Source organism: Psychrobacter sp. UBA5136 (assembly GCF_002414005.1).
Classification (GTDB): Bacteria; Pseudomonadota; Gammaproteobacteria; order Pseudomonadales; family Moraxellaceae; genus Psychrobacter.
Genome location: NZ_DHYG01000038.1, coordinates 1 through 17,464 on the forward strand (window position 1 = coordinate 1; position 17,464 = coordinate 17,464).

Consider the following 17,464-nt stretch of genomic DNA (forward strand, 5'->3'; position numbering starts at 1 on the left):
AAGTTGAGAGTGGGGTATCTATAGCTATTAAGGTGAATGATAAAGTTATCATGATGGTCAATGATAAGTCATGTAGAGGTGAAATATGAATACGCAAAAACCCATTAACTCGTCAGCGCCGCCTGAATCGGTAAACGATAATCAGCCGCACTCGTCTGGCTCACAAAAACGCAGCTTGGTGCCCAAAGGGATTACCATTGGCATGGCGGTTTTTGCGCTGGTGTTAAGTCTTGCAGGCTATGGCTTTCGCCTGCTGGTTGGTGATGATGTTCAAACGGTACTACGGCATGCGGCGATGATAGTGCCGGCATTTATGCTTGGTATTCCTCTGCTTTTTTGGGTGGGCTCGCGTATACTTAATAAAGTTAAAGGCTTGCATATAGAAAGCTGGAATGCGATTAGCTTGGGTTATTTGACCTCTTGTGTCTCGATGCTGTGGTTAATGGGTACTTATAGCTAATATAAGCACTTTATCGTAATTTTCTTTTTAAGCTTTAAACTTTGCCTTTGTTACATTCATTGACTTCTACTTTTTAATAAGTCGCGTTTTATGGCGTGATTGGACACTTGCTCGTATGTCGACATCCTCGAAGAAAATCACCGATATTATTTTTCCAAAAGACCTGCCAAACAGTTTGTTTATTTTGCTGATTAGCGCCTGTTTGCTGTTAGGCTTATCCTACCTGCGCCATGGTACGGGGTTACAAGGCTGGTTACATGTCTTTGAAAACTGGTTACTCATGTTGCTCATTATTCCGACCGCCACCGCCACTGTAGCCTTACCGTTTAAATATCGCGACCCGACGCTTGAGCTGAAGCAGACATATTACCTTGGCATGTTTGTCGCTTTCTTATTTACTTTAGCAAAATTGCGCTATTGGCGTTAATGCCTATGTTAATGACTATTGGTGTAGATAAGGTCTTGCAAAAGACTTACGAGTTTACCCTTGAATTGTCGGCGCGAAGCGTCCATTGTATAAGTAAGACAGTTTTGCCCGTATGCCTGTAAGTTAAGCGCTTCAATAAATGAAATTAGCGCCTTTTTGCAGCGATAAAACGGGATAATAAGGAAAAAATAGATGCCATACGATATTGATAATGAGATAGAAGTAGATAACGACAATCGCGATCAATTCGCTGGATTCGCTAAAGAAACCACGCTGGAGTTGGTTGAAGCAGCCGATGGTAGATTGCTGTTGCGTGACGCAGAACAAGAAGAAGCGCCGCTGATGACGATCGATTTTTCAGCAAAGCTTAAAGACATACTGGGCAGCGATACCCAAGCGATTGGTCAGCATATGATTCATGCCGCGATTCAGGTCATTATGCAAAAGCAGATGAGCCAGTGGCATGCCCATGTCTATGATAAAGAACCAACCCACTATAGCTAATTAGGTTTATAACTTCTGAATTTATAATAGCGGAATATAGAAGCTGGTTAAAATGGTGTATGGTTGGAATAAATGGTTAGTTAAAAAACGGGCAATAAAAAAGGGTTTATCTTTTGATAAACCCTTTTTTTTGTTCGAACAATCAAATGTGATAAATTATTTGATTTTTGCTTCTTTAAAGATCACGTGCTGGCGTACTTTTGGATCAAATTTTTTGATTTCCATTTTGCCAGGCATAGTGCGCTTGTTTTTGGTAGTGGTATAGTAATACCCAGTACCAGCGGTCGATACTAATTTAATTTTATCTCTCATGATAGCGTTCCTGTAAATGAGGGGTCTTCAAACGAAAGGTACGGGTGCAAAAAAGTCAGTTGCTACAAACAATGTAGCTGAAAAGCAGCTTGGCAGACGAAAATTATCAACCGCCTAAGCCGCTTGTCTTAACTTATACTTTTTGACCTTGTGCGCGTAGATCCGCTAACACTTTGTCGATACCAAGTTTGTCAATGATGCGCATACCTTTGGTAGACACACGTAGACGTACAAAACGGTTTTCAGACTCTACCCAAAAACGATGGTTATGAAGGTTTGGTAGAAAGCGACGACGGGTTTTGTTGTTTGCGTGCGAAACATTATTACCCACCATAGGGCGCTTTCCAGTCACTTGGCAAACTCTAGACATGGCGAACTCCTAATCTATGAGGTATGAGGGATTCTCATACCAGTCTGGGCAAGTTGCACGTTTTTGCGGCATGGACACAGCAAGCGGCAGCTTTGCACCAAACAAAACTATTATGAAGGTTGAGCTGATATTACTGTCATCTAAAGGCAAATAACAGGCAAACCAATTCAGAAAATTTTAAAGCCGACATTTATACCATAAAACTAATGAATATTCAAATATTTTTATAATAATCGCCGCTTTAAACGCTAGCTATTATACCCTGAATTGCGCGTGCTATGTGATTGATTATTTAATAGTAAAGATTCATTTTTTGGTTGTAAGTTATAACAAAAGTCAGTAAAGTTGCGGTTATATATTTAATACAAACTGTTAATACAACTACTATTAATGTAAGTCTATGTATCATTGGTATTCTAATATGAAGCCAAGTAATGATTGTGTATATTTACTTAATTAAATTGCGTCTGCCGCGGAGTTCAAATATGTCCTATAGCTCACTACCACTGACTTCTAAATTATTTCAGCTTACTTCTTTGTCTTGTGCATTAGCATTAGCAGGCTGTGGCGGTGGGGATGGTACAGACGTAGTTGCGCCTACCCCTGATTTAGGCGTACAGCCAGGTACAGGTGGAGGTAATAATAATGGTGGTGGCAACAACAATGGTGGAGAACAAACGCCTATTGAAGATTTTAGTCTACAAAAGCTTTATACAGATCCCACTACGATTACCCTTTCCGATGAACCTGTAACCTTTAATGTCACAGTTAAAGCGGTCGCAAAGTCAGGTGGAGCAGCAATCGGTCGCTCTGTCAGCTTAAGTGTTGACGACACCACCAATACAGGAATAACCATTCAAGGAAATAGCGCTCAAAACACAAATGAAAAAGGGGAAGCGCTTTATGAGCTTAAACTCAACCCATTGGTGCTCAGCGAGCAACAAAAAGCAGATCTGATCAAAAATGGTTTTGGGCTAACAGCCACAGCAAGAAGGCCATCAGATGGATCACAGATCACTCAGGTAACCACTGTCCGTGTCAATAAAGAGGGCAGTGGTGATGGTGGACAAACGCAAATAGTTAGTAAGCTTAATATAGAAAATAACTTAGAAACTACTTCTGTTTCTAATAATAAGCTAAATCCATACGGTGATATGGCTAAATTTAATGTTGTTGTCAAAGATACCGACGGCGCGCGTGTAGAAGGCGTAACTGTTGGTATAGGTATTGCCGATATAAAAGGTATTTCTATTATTGGTGGTAATAATAAAAATACTGATGCAAGTGGTATCGCATCTTTTGACATTAAAATAGATGAGGGCTTAACTGGAGTTGAGCGTGATAAGCTGCTGCACGGCGTTGCTTACGCTATCAATATTAAAGAAAAAAATGGGGCGAATAAAAAAGTCTCAGGCACACTGCCAGTAGCGATTCCTACCTCAGACTATAAGCTGACAGTATCTGGAAACACCAGTGCGCTTAACGCTTATGGTGACAGCCAAACAATCACTATTAATGCCACTGCTATTAATAATAAAGTCTCCACAAGCATCGATGGGGCAAAAGCCTCTATTAAACTCAATAGCGATATAAAGGGTGTCAGTTTAAGCGCTGAAGCGCTTACCTTTAATGCTAAAGGTCAAACGGCAGTTGATATTACTGTAGCGCCAACGCTGAGTGACGCAGAGCGTGCCAAGCTTGCTAAAGAGGGTATTAGCTATACCGTTATCCTGTCTGAGCCAAATAAATCTAAAACAGTAGAAACAGCTAAAAGTAGCGTCGAGATACCTGTTGCGCAGTATCAGGTCAAAGCTGCTAACTCCAGTAAAACGAGAATATCAAGCTTTGGTAGTAGTGTGGACATCAGTTTTCGCGTCAATGATAACAATGGTGGCCCAGTAGCAAATCAGAGAGTCACTGCCAGCTTACCAGTGGTCTTTGCTCAGGATACACTATTAAAATTGGAAAGTGCAGCCACACAAACTACTGATGATAAAGGTATGGTTACTTATACTGTCAGTATTCCAAAAGGATTGCCAAAAAGTCACCGCGCGATTTTAGAAAACGAAGGGGGTTTTGTACTGTCTGCTAAGGCTATTGAAGCATCAGGTGCTAGTAGTAAGGTAGATAGCGCGCGCGTACAGATCACTGCTGAGAGTGAGACTATCTTAAGCGCCAAAAGCATACCTGGTGCTATTAATGTGCTTAAAGATACTTTTAGTATTCAGGTAGCTGCCAAGCGCCCTGACGGCAGCGCGGCAAGCAATAAAGAGGTTAAGCTTACTATTGCAAATGTACCAGGAGTGAGCATTGCAGGTAGTAAGCAAATCACCAATAGTGCAGGTATCGCTGACTTTACGGTAAATATCCAAGATTTAACAGATACTCAACGTAACAATCTGGTCAAAAATGGCATTCCTTATACCGTTACCTTGACGGATGATGATGGTATTACTAGCGAAACTTATAACGCATCGGTTATTATGCCTGTCGCTGAATATAAAATAAATACAGGCACAGCTAGCAAAAACGCCCTACTCAGTACGGGCGGTGAAACCACCATCAGCTTCCGTGTCAATGATAAAACTGGTGGTATCGTGGCAGGACAGCAAGTGACTGCAAGTTTGCCCAGTACTTTAACGCAAAAAGGGCTGGTCACCCTTACCAGTACCGCCAATCAAAAGACAGATGCTCAAGGTGTCGTTAAGTACACTGTGCGCATTCCTGAAGGGCTATCCGTTGATCAGCGCAAAGCTATTGAAAGCAGCGGGTTTTCATTAACCGCAAGCCTAATAGAAACATCGGGTGTAAGCGTTAAAGCAAACAGTGAGACGATTACTGTTAATGCTGATCCTACCAGAAGTGATATAGTACTCACCGCCAGCAGTATGCCAAGTATAGTAAATGTTTTAAAAGATAGCTTCAGTATACGAGTGACAGCCAAACTGCCAAATGGCAATGCGGCAATTAATAAACCTGTTGAGCTGAGTATCGAAGGTATTAAAGGCATTAGCATTGCTGGCAACCAACAAACGACAGATGGGTCGGGTAATGCTACATTTATCGTCAATATTGATCCAAGTCTGAGCTTAGCTGAGCGCCACACTATCGCTGCTAGTAATATCGATTATCAAGTTGTATTAACTGATAATGACAGCCGAGCGATCGAATCTTTCACTGCTGAAGCGAATGTACCAGCCGCTCAGTACAAAGTGAGCTTTGACCAAATGAGTAGCGTTAATCTGTCAAGCTCGGGAGGTAGCACGACCATTAGCTTTCGTGTCAATGACAAAAACGGCGGCGTAATAGCAAATCAAATTGTCAAGGCAAGCTTACCAGCTGCTTTGGTGAATGCGGGTGTAATTACTCTAGATGGCACTACAAACCAGACTACTGATGCTAAAGGTATGGTCAGTTTCAATGTACGTGTACCAACCAATCTGAACCAAGCACAAAAAACACTGATTGAAAACAATAGTGGCTTTGCACTAAATGTCGCAGCTGTAGAGGCTACAGGAGCCACAAGTACTGCGAGTGTTGCCATTAGTGTCACTGATAAGGTACAGGCCAGTCAAACGATACTCGCTGTCACCACCAATCCTGCGCCAATCAATATTTTAAAAGACAGCTTTAGCATTCAAGTCTCAGGGACACGTAACGATGGTAGCGCTGCTGCAGACAAAGTGGTCAAATTAACAATTAATAACGCCTCAAAGCTCATACTACAAAACAGTGAGCAAAAAACAGATGCAAAAGGTATAACTACATTTACCGTAAACATTAGTCCTACGATGAGTGAGGCTGAACGTCAAGCATTGGTCAAATCTGGTCTTAGCTACACCGTGGCCCTCACTGATATTGATGGTGTAGTCTCTAGTAAATATAATGTACCGGTCATCATCCCAGATGCCCAGTACCAGCTAAGCTTTGGTACTTTAACTAATAAGCAACTATCAAGCTCAGGTGGTAGCACTACTATCAGCTTCCGCATTAATGATAAAGATGGTGGAGTAATTGCAAACCAGCCAGTAACAGCAAGCTTGCCCGCCAACTTAGTTGGACTTTTAAGTTTAGACAGTAGCGCCACCAAATTAACCAACAATCAAGGTGAAGTCAGCTTTACCGTTCGTGTGCCAGTAGGGTTGAGCTCTGATCAAAAAGCAAAAATTGAAAAGGCTGGGTCGTTTGTGCTCACCGCGACGACCGTTGAAGATTCCGGTGCTAAGAGTAATGTGACAAGCAGCCCGATTACACTTAGTAATGAGGTGGGTCAAAGTGAGATTCAGCTTGTTGATAATAGTAAGCAGCCTGTACTCACCACTGATAAGAAGTTTGTAGTCGATATCACGGGTAAGTATCCTGATAGCAGTGCTGCTTTCAATAGAGTCGTCAAGCTTAAGATCGACCAGCCTGCACTGTTTACTATCATTGATGCTGAGCAGAGCACAGATAACGCAGGCCGTGTATCGTTTACTGTCAATATAAAAGATAACCTCAATGAAGTTGAGCAAAAGGCACTTGCCGAATCAAATATCAACTATACTGCCACCATTATCGACGTTGATGGTACCCAAACTAAGTTGACTGGCAAGATTGAGGTAGAAAAGCCTACCACTACATTAAGTTTTGCTTCTATCCTTACCCCAAGCATCAGTGAGTTTGGTGGCGAGGGCGTTATTAAAGTTAAGCTATTAAGTAACAAAGACGATAGCACTGTACAAAACCAAAAAGTCAGTATCTTGCTTGATAAAAAGGCTCAGGGCTATGGCGTTAAAATCAATACGGACAGTAATACTACCGACTTCAATGGTGAAACCACCTTTATCGCCACTATCCCTAAAGGCTTAAGCTATGAGCAGCGTGAAGAGCTCAAGAAGGTCAGTATCAACTACCAGCTGTCTTATATCGAAAAAGGTGAAATGTATACGTCTGATATTAAAAACGTCATCATTACTACGCCAGCTGTAGATTTAACCGTCCTAAACAATCCAACCCTTATCAACAACCGTCCGTACTATACCTTGAATGGTGAAGGCGATACGGTCGTTGTGAGTGCAGGTATCAGTACAAAAACCACCAATATTCCAATCAGCGGTCAACCGGTGATCATTGATTTTAAGGACAAATCATTAGCAAAACTATTGACCGTCAACGGCAAGGAAGGCGACAGTATTACCTCTGTGACCACGGACGCTAGTGGTAATGTCAGCTTTACCGTCACTGTACCTCATAACTTAACTAAAGAGCAAAAAGCGGCGCTAAAAAACAAAAAGCTTGAAGCTGTGTTACGTGAAACTTTGACAGGTAAAACGCAAGCGATTGAGTTCAATGTACAGTCCACCAAAGCGGCGATCGATCTGATTGATCTAACGCCTGAGGCCTTAAACTTAAACGGCGGTGAAACGCAGGTAGAAGTTATTGCCAAAGACAGTCAAGACAATGTGATTGCGGGACAAAAAGTTTTCCTAGCGCTCCCTGCTGCGATTGCAGAGCAAGGCGTGCGTCTGCTCAGCGGTAAAGAGCAGGTCACTAATAATTCAGGGGTGGCTAGTTATACCCTTGCCGTACCAGCAGGGCTGACAGAGGAACAGAAAAAAGCCATCGGCTCAAGCTTTTTTGTCGCTTTTTCAGCGGCGGATGCTAACGGTAATATTGCGACTAAAACCAGCACCGTCACCACTACCACGCCTAGTAGTGCTACGGGTACGACAGAAAATATCACTATCGGCGCAAACAAAGTGGTTAGTACTAAAGGTGATACCTTTAAAGTCTTTGTACGAGCGACAGATAATGATAAGGCTATTGGTAATCGTGAAGTGCGCCTAAGCGTTGATAATCCGATGCAAACTGGCGTTACAGTGACCAATAGTACGGCTACCACTAATAGCGACGGTGTGGCAACATTTGACCTCAAACTTGAGCCTGGCGCTAACGTTAATCAAGCGATTTTAGAGGCAGGCATCAAGGTCACAGCGACAACTAAAACGACTGGTGGCTTTGATATTGAGTCAGACTATATTGTACCTGTAGATACCGCGACCATTGATGAGTATCAGATCCTTGTCAGCTCTGATAAATCCACGCTAACTACTGGTGGAGATCAAACCAATGCCACCTTCCGCGTGACTGACAGTAAAGGCGGTATCTTAGCCGGCGTTCCTGTACAGCTGGCTATTACCAATCTAGCGGCAAGTGGAGCGGCACTTACGACTCCAAGCATGGTAACCACTGATGCAAATGGTCAAATTGATGTCGGCGTACTTTTAGCCGCAGGCAGCATTAATGCGCGCCTAAATCACACTATTGATATTGAAGCCAAGATAGTTACCCCTGAATATGATGCTAATGGTGATGTCACACTGACTACCCGTGAAAGTAAAACACTAAGCCTATCAGCCGTGGGTACGAAAATTAGTATCGAAGCGAGTAATACTAAGCTACAAGATGGTGAGACGATTACCATCACTACTATACTTGTTGATGGTGCAGGGCAGACGATTGGTAATACAGCAATGCAGTTGGTTGACGCGAATGGTGATTTGATTGCACCAGCGGCAATAGCGACTACTAATAGCGATGGACAGGCAACTTTTGAAGTCAAAGAGGATCAGCTTACCTTTGACAGTAACGGCAACTTGCAAGTGTTTGCGCGCGCTGTTGGTGAGGATAGTATCAATACCCAGCGTAGTATCAATAGTATTGATCTGGTCAAAGTGTCACAAGCGGGTATCAGCTTTATTAACATTGAAAAGCTGTATGATGTCAATGAGCCAAAAGAGGTTCAAATTCAAATCCGTGCTGATAACGCCAATCAGGCGAAGGCGCTAGAAGGGAAACAAGTAGAGTTACAGACTTCTCTTGGTAGTCTCATTACCAGTTATATCGGTAAGTTTGAAGATAATGTCATCGTCTCCAAGCCTATTAAAGCTAGTGATATTAACGACAACGTCATTACTGTTAAGTTTTGGCTAAAGTCTGAGCTTGCTGGCACAGCGGTACTACAAGCCAAAGTATTAGGCGTAACTTTACAAAACGGTGAGCCGCGCTATCAGACCACCGTCGATACACGCTTCCGTGCAACGACCCCTGCAAAAATGTTATTCCAAGCGGTGAAATCTGTGATTACTCCTGGTGGTAGCACTGAAGTAGTAGCGACAGTTAAAGATAAAAATGACGTGCCAGTAGAAGGGCAGACGGTTGTCTTTAGTCGTTCGGCGGACTCATCAGCAGGACGCTTGTCTGCGGCAACCGCTATTACTGATAGTAAAGGTGAGGCACGAGTGGTGTACCAAGCCAACGCCAGTTCACCAATTGGCGGTGTGGTTATCAATGCGCGTTTATTAGATAATACCTTTGGGGTTCCTGACAAAGCTACTAATATCACGGTATCCAAAGAAGCGGTATATACCACGTTAGCATTTGGTAATAAGTTATCTTCTGATGATATTTACTATACGGTACGTGGTTCGATAGCGGTTATGGATGGCTCAGGACGCGCTGTACCTAACCAAGCAGTATCGATTAAGTCTTATGCCACTGAGTATGCTCAAGGTATATATTGTTTGTTAGATAGTACAACCACTTATCAGGCTGCTGATATCGATGAGCTTGACGAGTTTGGCAATGTGATAAAGACTACCACACCAGAACCGAAAGTTTTCTCCGAAAAAACGCCAGTACCACTAAAGTCTGCTTGGTATCCTACTGAAGATACTAATTACAACTATATTTTAGATAGTGATTCAACTTTAAATGAAGATAAAAACAACAATGGCACGCTAGAAGCGATTAATCCTGTGGCTATTTTAGTCAATGGACAGCTTGCAGATGATAATTATACGTTTACGACAAACGCAGAAGGCCGTGCTGACTTCGAAATCCGCTATCCACTTCGTTATTCAAACTGGGTTAAGGTGCGCTTTGATGCTTCCACTTTTGTAAATGGTAGTGAGAATACTCAGAGTATCAACTATCAATTACCAACCTCAGGGGATGACTTAATAATAAATGATACAACCTTGATAACTCCTTGGATTGGTAATGCAAGTCCATTTGGTACTGGTGGTGCTACATGTACAAACAGTCTAAGCGTTACAATCAATGAGAATACGCCACGTACTAGAGTTACTTTATCGCCATATTCACCAAACTATAACGTGACTATTGACGGTCAGGGAACGTCCAATGCTCCGAGTGCTGGTTTTAATACTTATATCATAGACTTTAACAAAGCGTATGAACTTGGTTCAACTGTTACTGTAAATAATAATGGTTTCGGTTTCTCTAAAGTTATTAAAGTTGAATAATGGTTTATAACCCTTATTCAGAAGATTAGCATTTTACAAACCCCCAACCCCGCGTTGGGGTTTTTGTATTCATAATCTCAATAACCAAATACAAGCAACTCAATCAGCAAAGTTTTGCAAAAGCGATTAGAATAGTCGTTTTCCTATGCTGCGAACCATATCCAAAGTAAGTAGCACGTTTCATTTTTAATTGGGCGCATTATGTCAGACACAGCAACAGTTACTTCAACAAAAAAATCCTCTCATAAATTATCTAATAATTCTGCTAATAAGACGGCAATCGATACCGCGACACTATTGATTAAATGCCGCGACCAAGCGGGTATTGTCCAAGCCGTATCCGAGTTTATTCATCGCTATGGCGGCAATATTATTACTCTTGATCAGTATTCAACCGCTCATGAAGGCGGGCAGTACTTTATGCGTTTGGAGTTTGCGTTAGCAGGCTTGAGCGAGATTATGGATAATTTTGAAGCAAGCTTTGGACATACGGTTGCCAAGCGCCACAATATGGATTGGCGGCTGCACAACAATGCGATTGAAACCAAGGTTGGCATCTTAGTATCAAAGTTCGATCATGCGTTATTGGACTTATTATGGCGTCATCAGCGCGGCTTGCTCGATTGCGAGATCACGTCTGTTGTTAGTAATCATGAGGATTTACGCCAAGCGGTAGAAAACTTCGGCATTACCTTTCATCATGTGCCAGTCACCAAGGATAATAAAAACGAGGCAGAAGAGCAGATTCATACCTTGATGGCAGGCAATGACTTGCTGGTCTTGGCGCGTTATATGCAGATTTTATCGTCTGATTTTGTCAAACGCTGGCCGATGCAGGTGATTAACATTCACCACTCATTTTTGCCCGCCTTTGTCGGTGCCGACCCTTATCGTCAGGCTTATGAGAAGGGCGTCAAGCTTATCGGCGCGACGGCGCATTATGTTACCGCCGAGCTTGATCAAGGCCCTATCATTGAGCAAGACGTTCACCGTGTCACTCATCGTCAAGGGGTAGCAGAATTGCGCGCTATTGGCCGTGATATCGAGCGTAATGTCTTGGCGCGTGCGGTGAATTGGCATGTACAAAACCGCGTGATTGTGGCAGGTAATAAAACCGTGGTTTTTAATTAGCTTTTTATTAAGACGGTTTTAAACCAAAATAAGAGGGTAAAAAAGGCCGCCAGTATTAAATGCTAATACTGGCGGCCTTTCTTTATCAGACAGCTGCTTTTTTAATTTATAACAGCATCTCAAGCACAAACTTGCTACCGACAAAGCCAATTGCTAATAGGATAAACGCATAAATGGTCACGTTGGCAGCGCGTTTGCCACGCCATCCTGCCCGCCAATTGCCCAGTAATAGCGCGCCAAATAGTAGCCACGACAGCACACTAAAGACGGTTTTATGCGCAAGGTGCTGTGCCAGCAAATCTTCTACGTAAATAAAACCAATGCCTAGCGCGATACTCAATAAGACAAAACCGACCAATAGCATGTCAAACAATAGACTTTCCATGCTCTGCAAGGACGGCAGTTTATTGACCCAAAAGCGATGAATCGATTGGTGTTTCAGCTCGCGTATTTGTAAGCGCAAAAATAATGCCTGCACCGCTGCCATGAGTAGCACACAATAAGCAGCAAGCGATAGTAGGATATGCGCCTCTAACCCGACGCTGATGTCCGTAATGGGACGATAAGGCGCGCGGCCGATATAACCGATTATCATCCCGATTAATGCCGTCGGTGCTGCTAAAATACCAAGACTGACAATAGGGCGGTATAAGCTAAAAATAACGTAGAAAAATAAGAAAAATAAACTGATCAGGCTAATGGTATTAAACAAGTTGAAATTTAGCCCATAGAGGGTGACCACGTGCGGATAGAGCAGCGCCGCGTGCGCGAGCATACCGACGACCAATAAACCTAAGCTCATGCCTTTGTGGATAGGTTTATCTTGAATCAGCGCCCAACCAATGTAGATGCTGACCAAAATATAAACCATACCAGCCAGTAAAAATGCAAGTTGCAAGATAAAGAACCTCATCTCATGATGAGCGCAAAAACGCCGCTCAATTGAATGCTAAAATGGTATTATCAGAATGATTAGAATAATCATCCAATTTATCATAAAATGGCAAGCAATTGAGCGCCATCTTACGGATTGATTATAAATGCTTGTAGCACAGTAGTACTAAAGTTTGTTATTGATAAGTCATAAAATGGTGCGGACAGCTTTAGTAGACTCTATCTTTGCAAAACGACTATAAGTGTTGAGTCGTCTTAATGCTATAGTATTGATAATAGGCTACTTTTTATAATAATTTTTATAAAAATACCGCTTTATACGCTAGAGCATGCCCCAATAATAGTTATCAACAATGAAGGCTAAACCAAGTTTAACAACGCCTTATTTTCATACTATTTTTACCAAGATTTGTTTTTATCAAGATTTTTTTTACTAAGAATTGCTTTTATCAAAGATTGTTTTCACTAAGAATTATTTTAATTGAGAGTTATTTATGTTTGATACCTTAACAGAACGCTTATCGTCGAGCCTGCGTAATATCGCCGGCACTGGGCAGTTGACCGAAGATAATATTAAAGACACGCTGCGCGAAGTGCGCATGGCGCTGTTAGAAGCCGACGTGGCGCTTCCTGTCACCCGTGATTTTGTCAAACGCGTCAAAGAGCAGGCGCTTGGTGCAGAAGTTTTGAAAGAATTGGCGCCAGGACAAGCATTTGTCAAAATCGTCCACGACGAGCTAACCGAGATGATGGGCAGTGCCAATCAGCAGCTTGAGATGACCGGTAAACCGCCGGTCGTTTATCTGTTGGCAGGTTTGCAAGGGGCGGGTAAAACCACCACCGCTGGTAAATTAGCGAAGTTTTTACAAGAGCGTCATAAGAAAAAGGTGATGCTGGTTTCGGCCGACGTGTATCGTCCAGCGGCAATTAAGCAGCTTGAGCAAGTAGCAGGGCAGGTAAATGCCAAGTTTGTCAATTCAACGACCGATGAAAACCCGATTGATATCGCCCGCCGTGCTATCGAAGAAGCTAAAATCCAGTATCAAGATATTTTGATTATTGATACCGCTGGTCGTCTGGCTATCGATGAAACCATGATGGCTGAAATCAAGGCGTTAACTGCGGCGGTCAATCCGTCTGAAACGCTGTTTGTCGTCGATGCGATGACCGGGCAAGATGCGGCCAATACCGCCAAAGCCTTTAACGATGCGCTGCCATTGACTGGCGTTATCTTAACCAAGACCGACGGTGATGCGCGCGGCGGTGCGGCGCTATCTGTACGCGCCATTACTGGTAAGCCGATTAAGTTTTTAGGTCGCGGTGAGAAACTAGACGCGCTCGAGCTGTTCCATCCTGAGCGTATCGCCCAGCGTATCCTTGGTATGGGTGACGTCTTAAGCTTAGTCGAAGAAGTCGAGCAAAAGATCGACCGTGATAAAGCCGAAAAAATGGCGAAAAAAATGCAAAAGGGCGGCGACTTTGACCTTGAGGATTTGTTGACCCAGTTTCAGCAGATGAAAAGCATGGGCGGCATGGCAGGTTTCTTAGATAAAATGCCTGGTATGGGCGGCTCTGATATGCAAAAAGCAGTCGAAGAAGCCAAGCCTGAAGAAAAAGTGCGTGAAATGGAAGCTTTGATTAATTCAATGACGCCGTTTGAGCGTAAGAATCCAGATAAAATTAATCCAAGCCGTAAGCGCCGTATTGCCGCAGGGTCGGGCCGTGAAATTCAAGATGTTAATCGTTTGCTCAAGCAGCACAAGCAAATGGCAAAAATGATGAAAATGATTTCTAAGCCTGAGGGCATCAGTAAAATGATGAAATCAATGCAAGGCTTGATGGGCGGTGGCGGTGCTGGTGGCGGCGGCCCATTATTTGGTGGCGGTCAGCAAGGCGGCGCTAAAGATGTCAATCCAGCGCAGATGGCCAAGCAGATGGGACTGGACCCAAATAACATGCCGAGCACTGAAGAGATGCAAAAACAGATGCAAGAGCTACAAAATCAAGCGCCAAAGAAGTTTAAAACGCGCTTTTAATAGATAGCGATTTGGATTAGCATCGTCTGTACTTTTTAATGTAAACCCGAAGCTAAAATAGCTTTGGGTTTTTTTATGTCTGGCGTATTTGAATAAATATTGATGGATGCACTAGGAAAATTTAGAAATTGATAAAATTCTTTTATCCTAAATGCTATGATAGGCGCTGATTGATGAGTGCACGTTTTGTTGTACCAAGCAAATAAGCCGAGGTGATGATGTTTTTAGCAATGGATACCGTATTTGATCAATGTTCGATCGCGATTGTAGATATTAATGGTCAGGTGCTATCGAGTCATACCGAACAAGGCAAACGTGAGCAAACTCAGCAAATCCTGCCGATGATTGATGCGGCATTATCTGAGGTCAAGCTTAATTTGGCTGATATAAAGGCATTAATCTTTAACCGTGGCCCCGGCGCCTTTAGTGGTATACGAATTAATACGGCAGTGGTGCAAGCCTTATCGGTCGCGCATGATACTCCTTGTGTGGGTATCTCAAGCTTACAAGCGATTGCGCAGTGTGCGTATCAAAAGTATGGTTTGAGTCAAGTTTATAGCGCACTTGATGCGCGAATGCAGCAAGTATATTTTGGGCAATATGCACTAATAGACCATATTATGCAGCCCGTTGTGCAAGAAAATGGCGAAGATACCGAGCGCTTACTTGATTATGACAGCCAAACAGCTGCTAATCTGCCTATCGTCGGTAATGGTGCGCCGCTATTAAAAGCACATGACGAACAAATCTGCCATGAGGATGTTTGGCCGGATGCTGTGGTGGTTGGACAATTGGGTATCGCTCAATTCATACATACAGGCGGTACCGATGCCGCCCATGCCCTGCCAAAATACTTGCGCAACCAAGCATGGAAAACGCTAAAAGAGCAAGGTAAGGCGTAGTTCTTATATGATGATTCGTAAGCAATGTACTTTGTACTTCTACGTATAAACGATTATAAAAGCAACAATAATATAGAACAGCCGCAAGCGCTGTTTTTTTAGGGAAATCACTGTGGATATACTGTTATTAATCCAAGCGCTTATCATGGGTATCGTTGAAGGCATCACTGAATTTTTACCCATTTCTAGCACTGGCTACTTAATTTTATCAGCAGACTTGATGGGTTTTTGGACCAAAGAAAAAGTTGATTTGTTTGTGGTGGTAGTCCAGCTTGGCGCTATCTTAGCGGTCATTTATGACTATTGGGGCAGGTTATGGCAAGCGCTGATGGGTTTGCTGACGGGTAAAGCCGAAGGTATGAATAACCCAAGACAGCTGGGCTTAAGTTTAATCGTTGCCACTATTCCGGTGATGATTGTTGGTTTTACCTTTGCGGACGAGATTAAGGCGTATTTATTTAACCCCATCGTTGTAGCGATTATGCTGATTATCGGTGGCCTGCTGATATTTTATGTAGAAAATCGTCCGAAAACGATTATTGCCCAAGAAGCAGAAGACGTTAGCTTAAAAACAGCGTTGATGATTGGGTTGTTTCAATGCCTCGCCTTGATACCCGGAACCTCACGCTCAGGCGCGACCATTATTGGCGCACTCTGGCTAGGCGTGTCGCGTAAAGCGTCTGCGGAGTTTTCTTTCTTTTTAGGAATACCTGTCATTGTTGGCGCAGCGTTATTGGATTTATTAAAGCACCATGACGTGTTGACCAGTAGCGAGGATTGGTTGGTATTGGGTATTGGCACCATGGTGTCATTTATCGTCGCTTTACTTTGTATTCGCCTATTGGTCGCGTGGGTTAGCCGCCGTGATTTTAAAATTTTTGCTTGGCTACGTATTATTACGGGCGTATTAGTACTGATTGCCGCTTGGGGTTTTGGTTATCAAATGGCAGGCTAGTTTTTAACGATACGACCTTAAGTTTTTAAATGTCTGAGTTGTATCGATAGATCAATATAAAAAATACACAGCGAGACTGGCAAGAATTTTTCTTGCTTGCTGTGCCTACGCCGACAGAGGTTGCAAAAAATTTTTTACCAGCCTCGCGCTACAATCTTGTGTATCCATTTTATTCAGTAACGACTGTAAAATCTTAAAAGAGGAGGGCAGTTATGAGCAGTTTACAACAAGCATCAAGCAACTTTATGCACTGCCAACTTTTTTATGTTAGCGAAACCCAACACGCGCAGGTTGAAAGCCTGCAAGCATTGATAGCTCAGCATCAATTGCCGATTATTTTAAGTCCTGAGCTGTTTACCGATAAGCTGAATCAAAAACGCCGCCAGCAATTAAGCCAAAACGCCACCCAGCCTATTTTAGTATTAGATGAAAAAGACAAATTATCATGGCTGAGTGACGGGCTAAGCGTTGCGCCTGAATGGGATAAGCTGCAACGCCGTGTGGTGAGCGCGGGGCGCAAATCCGAGCTGTTATTGCAAGCTGTCAAAATCACATCGGACAGCATGGTCATTGATGCGACCGCAGGCTTTGGCCACGACAGTCTGATATTGGCCAGTACTGGCGCCCAAGTTATTATGCTTGAGCAGCAGCACTTGATGGCGCTGCTTTTGCTCGCAGAACAGCAGCGGATGCGTGCGCTGGCAAATTGGCAAAAACTCATGAGCCGCCTACAGATTATCAATACCGATGCGCTTAGTTATTTCGCAAACAGTCACTTTGCAAACAGACATTTTGCACAATCACAAACTGATGCGATTTCTAGCTCAAAAGCAATCGATGTGGTTTATCTGGATCCTATGTTTCCAGAGGACAGCTATCAAGATAGCAAAACGGGTAAAGGCGCCAAAGTCGGTAAACATATGCAAGCCTTGCACCAATTGGCACGCCCGCCAACGCTAGACGAAGAGGTGCAATTGCTACAATCGGCGCGTACTGTCGTCAGTCAAAATGCACGAACGTCTGGCCGCGTGGTTGTGAAGCGCCCACAATTGGCGCCATCACTTGCGCACCAACAACCGAGCGAGAGCTGGCATAATGAAGTGGTACGCTTTGATGGGTATTTTGTTTAAGGACTACTTCGTTTAATAGCCAGCTTGTTTAGCAGCT

General features: G+C 43.2%; 12 protein-coding genes. 9 read left to right on the forward strand and 3 right to left on the reverse strand.

Features of this window, described 5'->3' with window-relative positions:
- Positions 1-85: 85 nt before the first annotated feature.
- The 3 genes from B4240_RS05445 (at position 86) to B4240_RS05455 (ending at position 1,391) form a co-directional block, all read left to right on the forward strand.
- Positions 86-460, forward strand: coding sequence for a hypothetical protein (locus B4240_RS05445; protein WP_296237248.1), 375 nt, complete (start codon positions 86-88; stop codon positions 458-460).
- Positions 461-575: 115 nt separating this feature from the next.
- The gene (locus B4240_RS05450; protein WP_296237250.1) at positions 576-887 is read left to right on the forward strand and encodes a hypothetical protein; all 312 of its coding nucleotides are present in this window, start codon (positions 576-578) and stop codon (positions 885-887) included.
- 192 nt (positions 888-1,079) lie between these two features.
- Positions 1,080-1,391, forward strand: a complete 312-nt coding sequence (locus B4240_RS05455) for a hypothetical protein (RefSeq protein WP_296237253.1) — start codon at positions 1,080-1,082, stop codon at positions 1,389-1,391.
- 156 nt (positions 1,392-1,547) lie between these two features.
- Here B4240_RS05455 and rpmG read toward each other — a convergent pair whose 3' ends face one another.
- Together rpmG and rpmB are read right to left on the reverse strand one after the other, a co-directional pair.
- A complete protein-coding gene (gene rpmG / locus B4240_RS05460) occupies positions 1,548-1,703 on the reverse strand; it encodes a 50S ribosomal protein L33 (RefSeq protein ID WP_010201403.1) in 156 nt (51 codons plus the stop codon).
- A gap of 133 nt (positions 1,704-1,836) precedes the next feature.
- Positions 1,837-2,073: a 50S ribosomal protein L28 gene (rpmB, locus tag B4240_RS05465; protein WP_057761372.1), complete on the reverse strand. Its 237-nt coding sequence runs from the start codon at positions 2,071-2,073 to the stop codon at positions 1,837-1,839.
- Positions 2,074-2,558: 485 nt separating this feature from the next.
- Here rpmB and B4240_RS05470 point away from each other — a divergent pair, with 485 nt between their 5' ends.
- Positions 2,559-10,379, forward strand: coding sequence for a hypothetical protein (locus B4240_RS05470; RefSeq protein ID WP_296237254.1), 7,821 nt, complete (start codon positions 2,559-2,561; stop codon positions 10,377-10,379).
- 201 nt (positions 10,380-10,580) lie between these two features.
- Positions 10,581-11,510, forward strand: a complete 930-nt coding sequence (purU, locus tag B4240_RS05475; protein ID WP_296237256.1) for a formyltetrahydrofolate deformylase — start codon at positions 10,581-10,583, stop codon at positions 11,508-11,510.
- A 106-nt stretch (positions 11,511-11,616) separates the two neighbouring features.
- Here the strand turns inward: purU and B4240_RS05480 are convergent, their stop codons facing one another.
- Entirely contained in the window at positions 11,617-12,423 is an 807-nt protein-coding gene (locus B4240_RS05480) for a cytochrome C assembly family protein (RefSeq protein ID WP_296237259.1), read from the reverse strand.
- Positions 12,424-12,898: 475 nt separating this feature from the next.
- Between B4240_RS05480 and ffh the strand changes: the two genes are divergently transcribed.
- From ffh to B4240_RS05500, 4 genes are all read left to right on the forward strand, one after another.
- The gene (gene ffh / locus B4240_RS05485; RefSeq protein WP_296237260.1) at positions 12,899-14,440 is read left to right on the forward strand and encodes a signal recognition particle protein; all 1,542 of its coding nucleotides are present in this window, start codon (positions 12,899-12,901) and stop codon (positions 14,438-14,440) included.
- A gap of 218 nt (positions 14,441-14,658) precedes the next feature.
- A complete protein-coding gene (gene tsaB / locus B4240_RS05490) occupies positions 14,659-15,342 on the forward strand; it encodes a tRNA (adenosine(37)-N6)-threonylcarbamoyltransferase complex dimerization subunit type 1 TsaB (RefSeq protein WP_296237302.1) in 684 nt (227 codons plus the stop codon).
- 112 nt (positions 15,343-15,454) lie between these two features.
- Positions 15,455-16,297 (forward strand): undecaprenyl-diphosphate phosphatase, encoded by an 843-nt coding sequence (locus B4240_RS05495; protein ID WP_296237262.1) that lies wholly within the window; start codon positions 15,455-15,457, stop codon positions 16,295-16,297.
- A gap of 212 nt (positions 16,298-16,509) precedes the next feature.
- Entirely contained in the window at positions 16,510-17,427 is a 918-nt protein-coding gene (locus B4240_RS05500) for a class I SAM-dependent methyltransferase (RefSeq protein ID WP_296237264.1), read from the forward strand.
- Positions 17,428-17,464 lie beyond the last annotated feature (37 nt).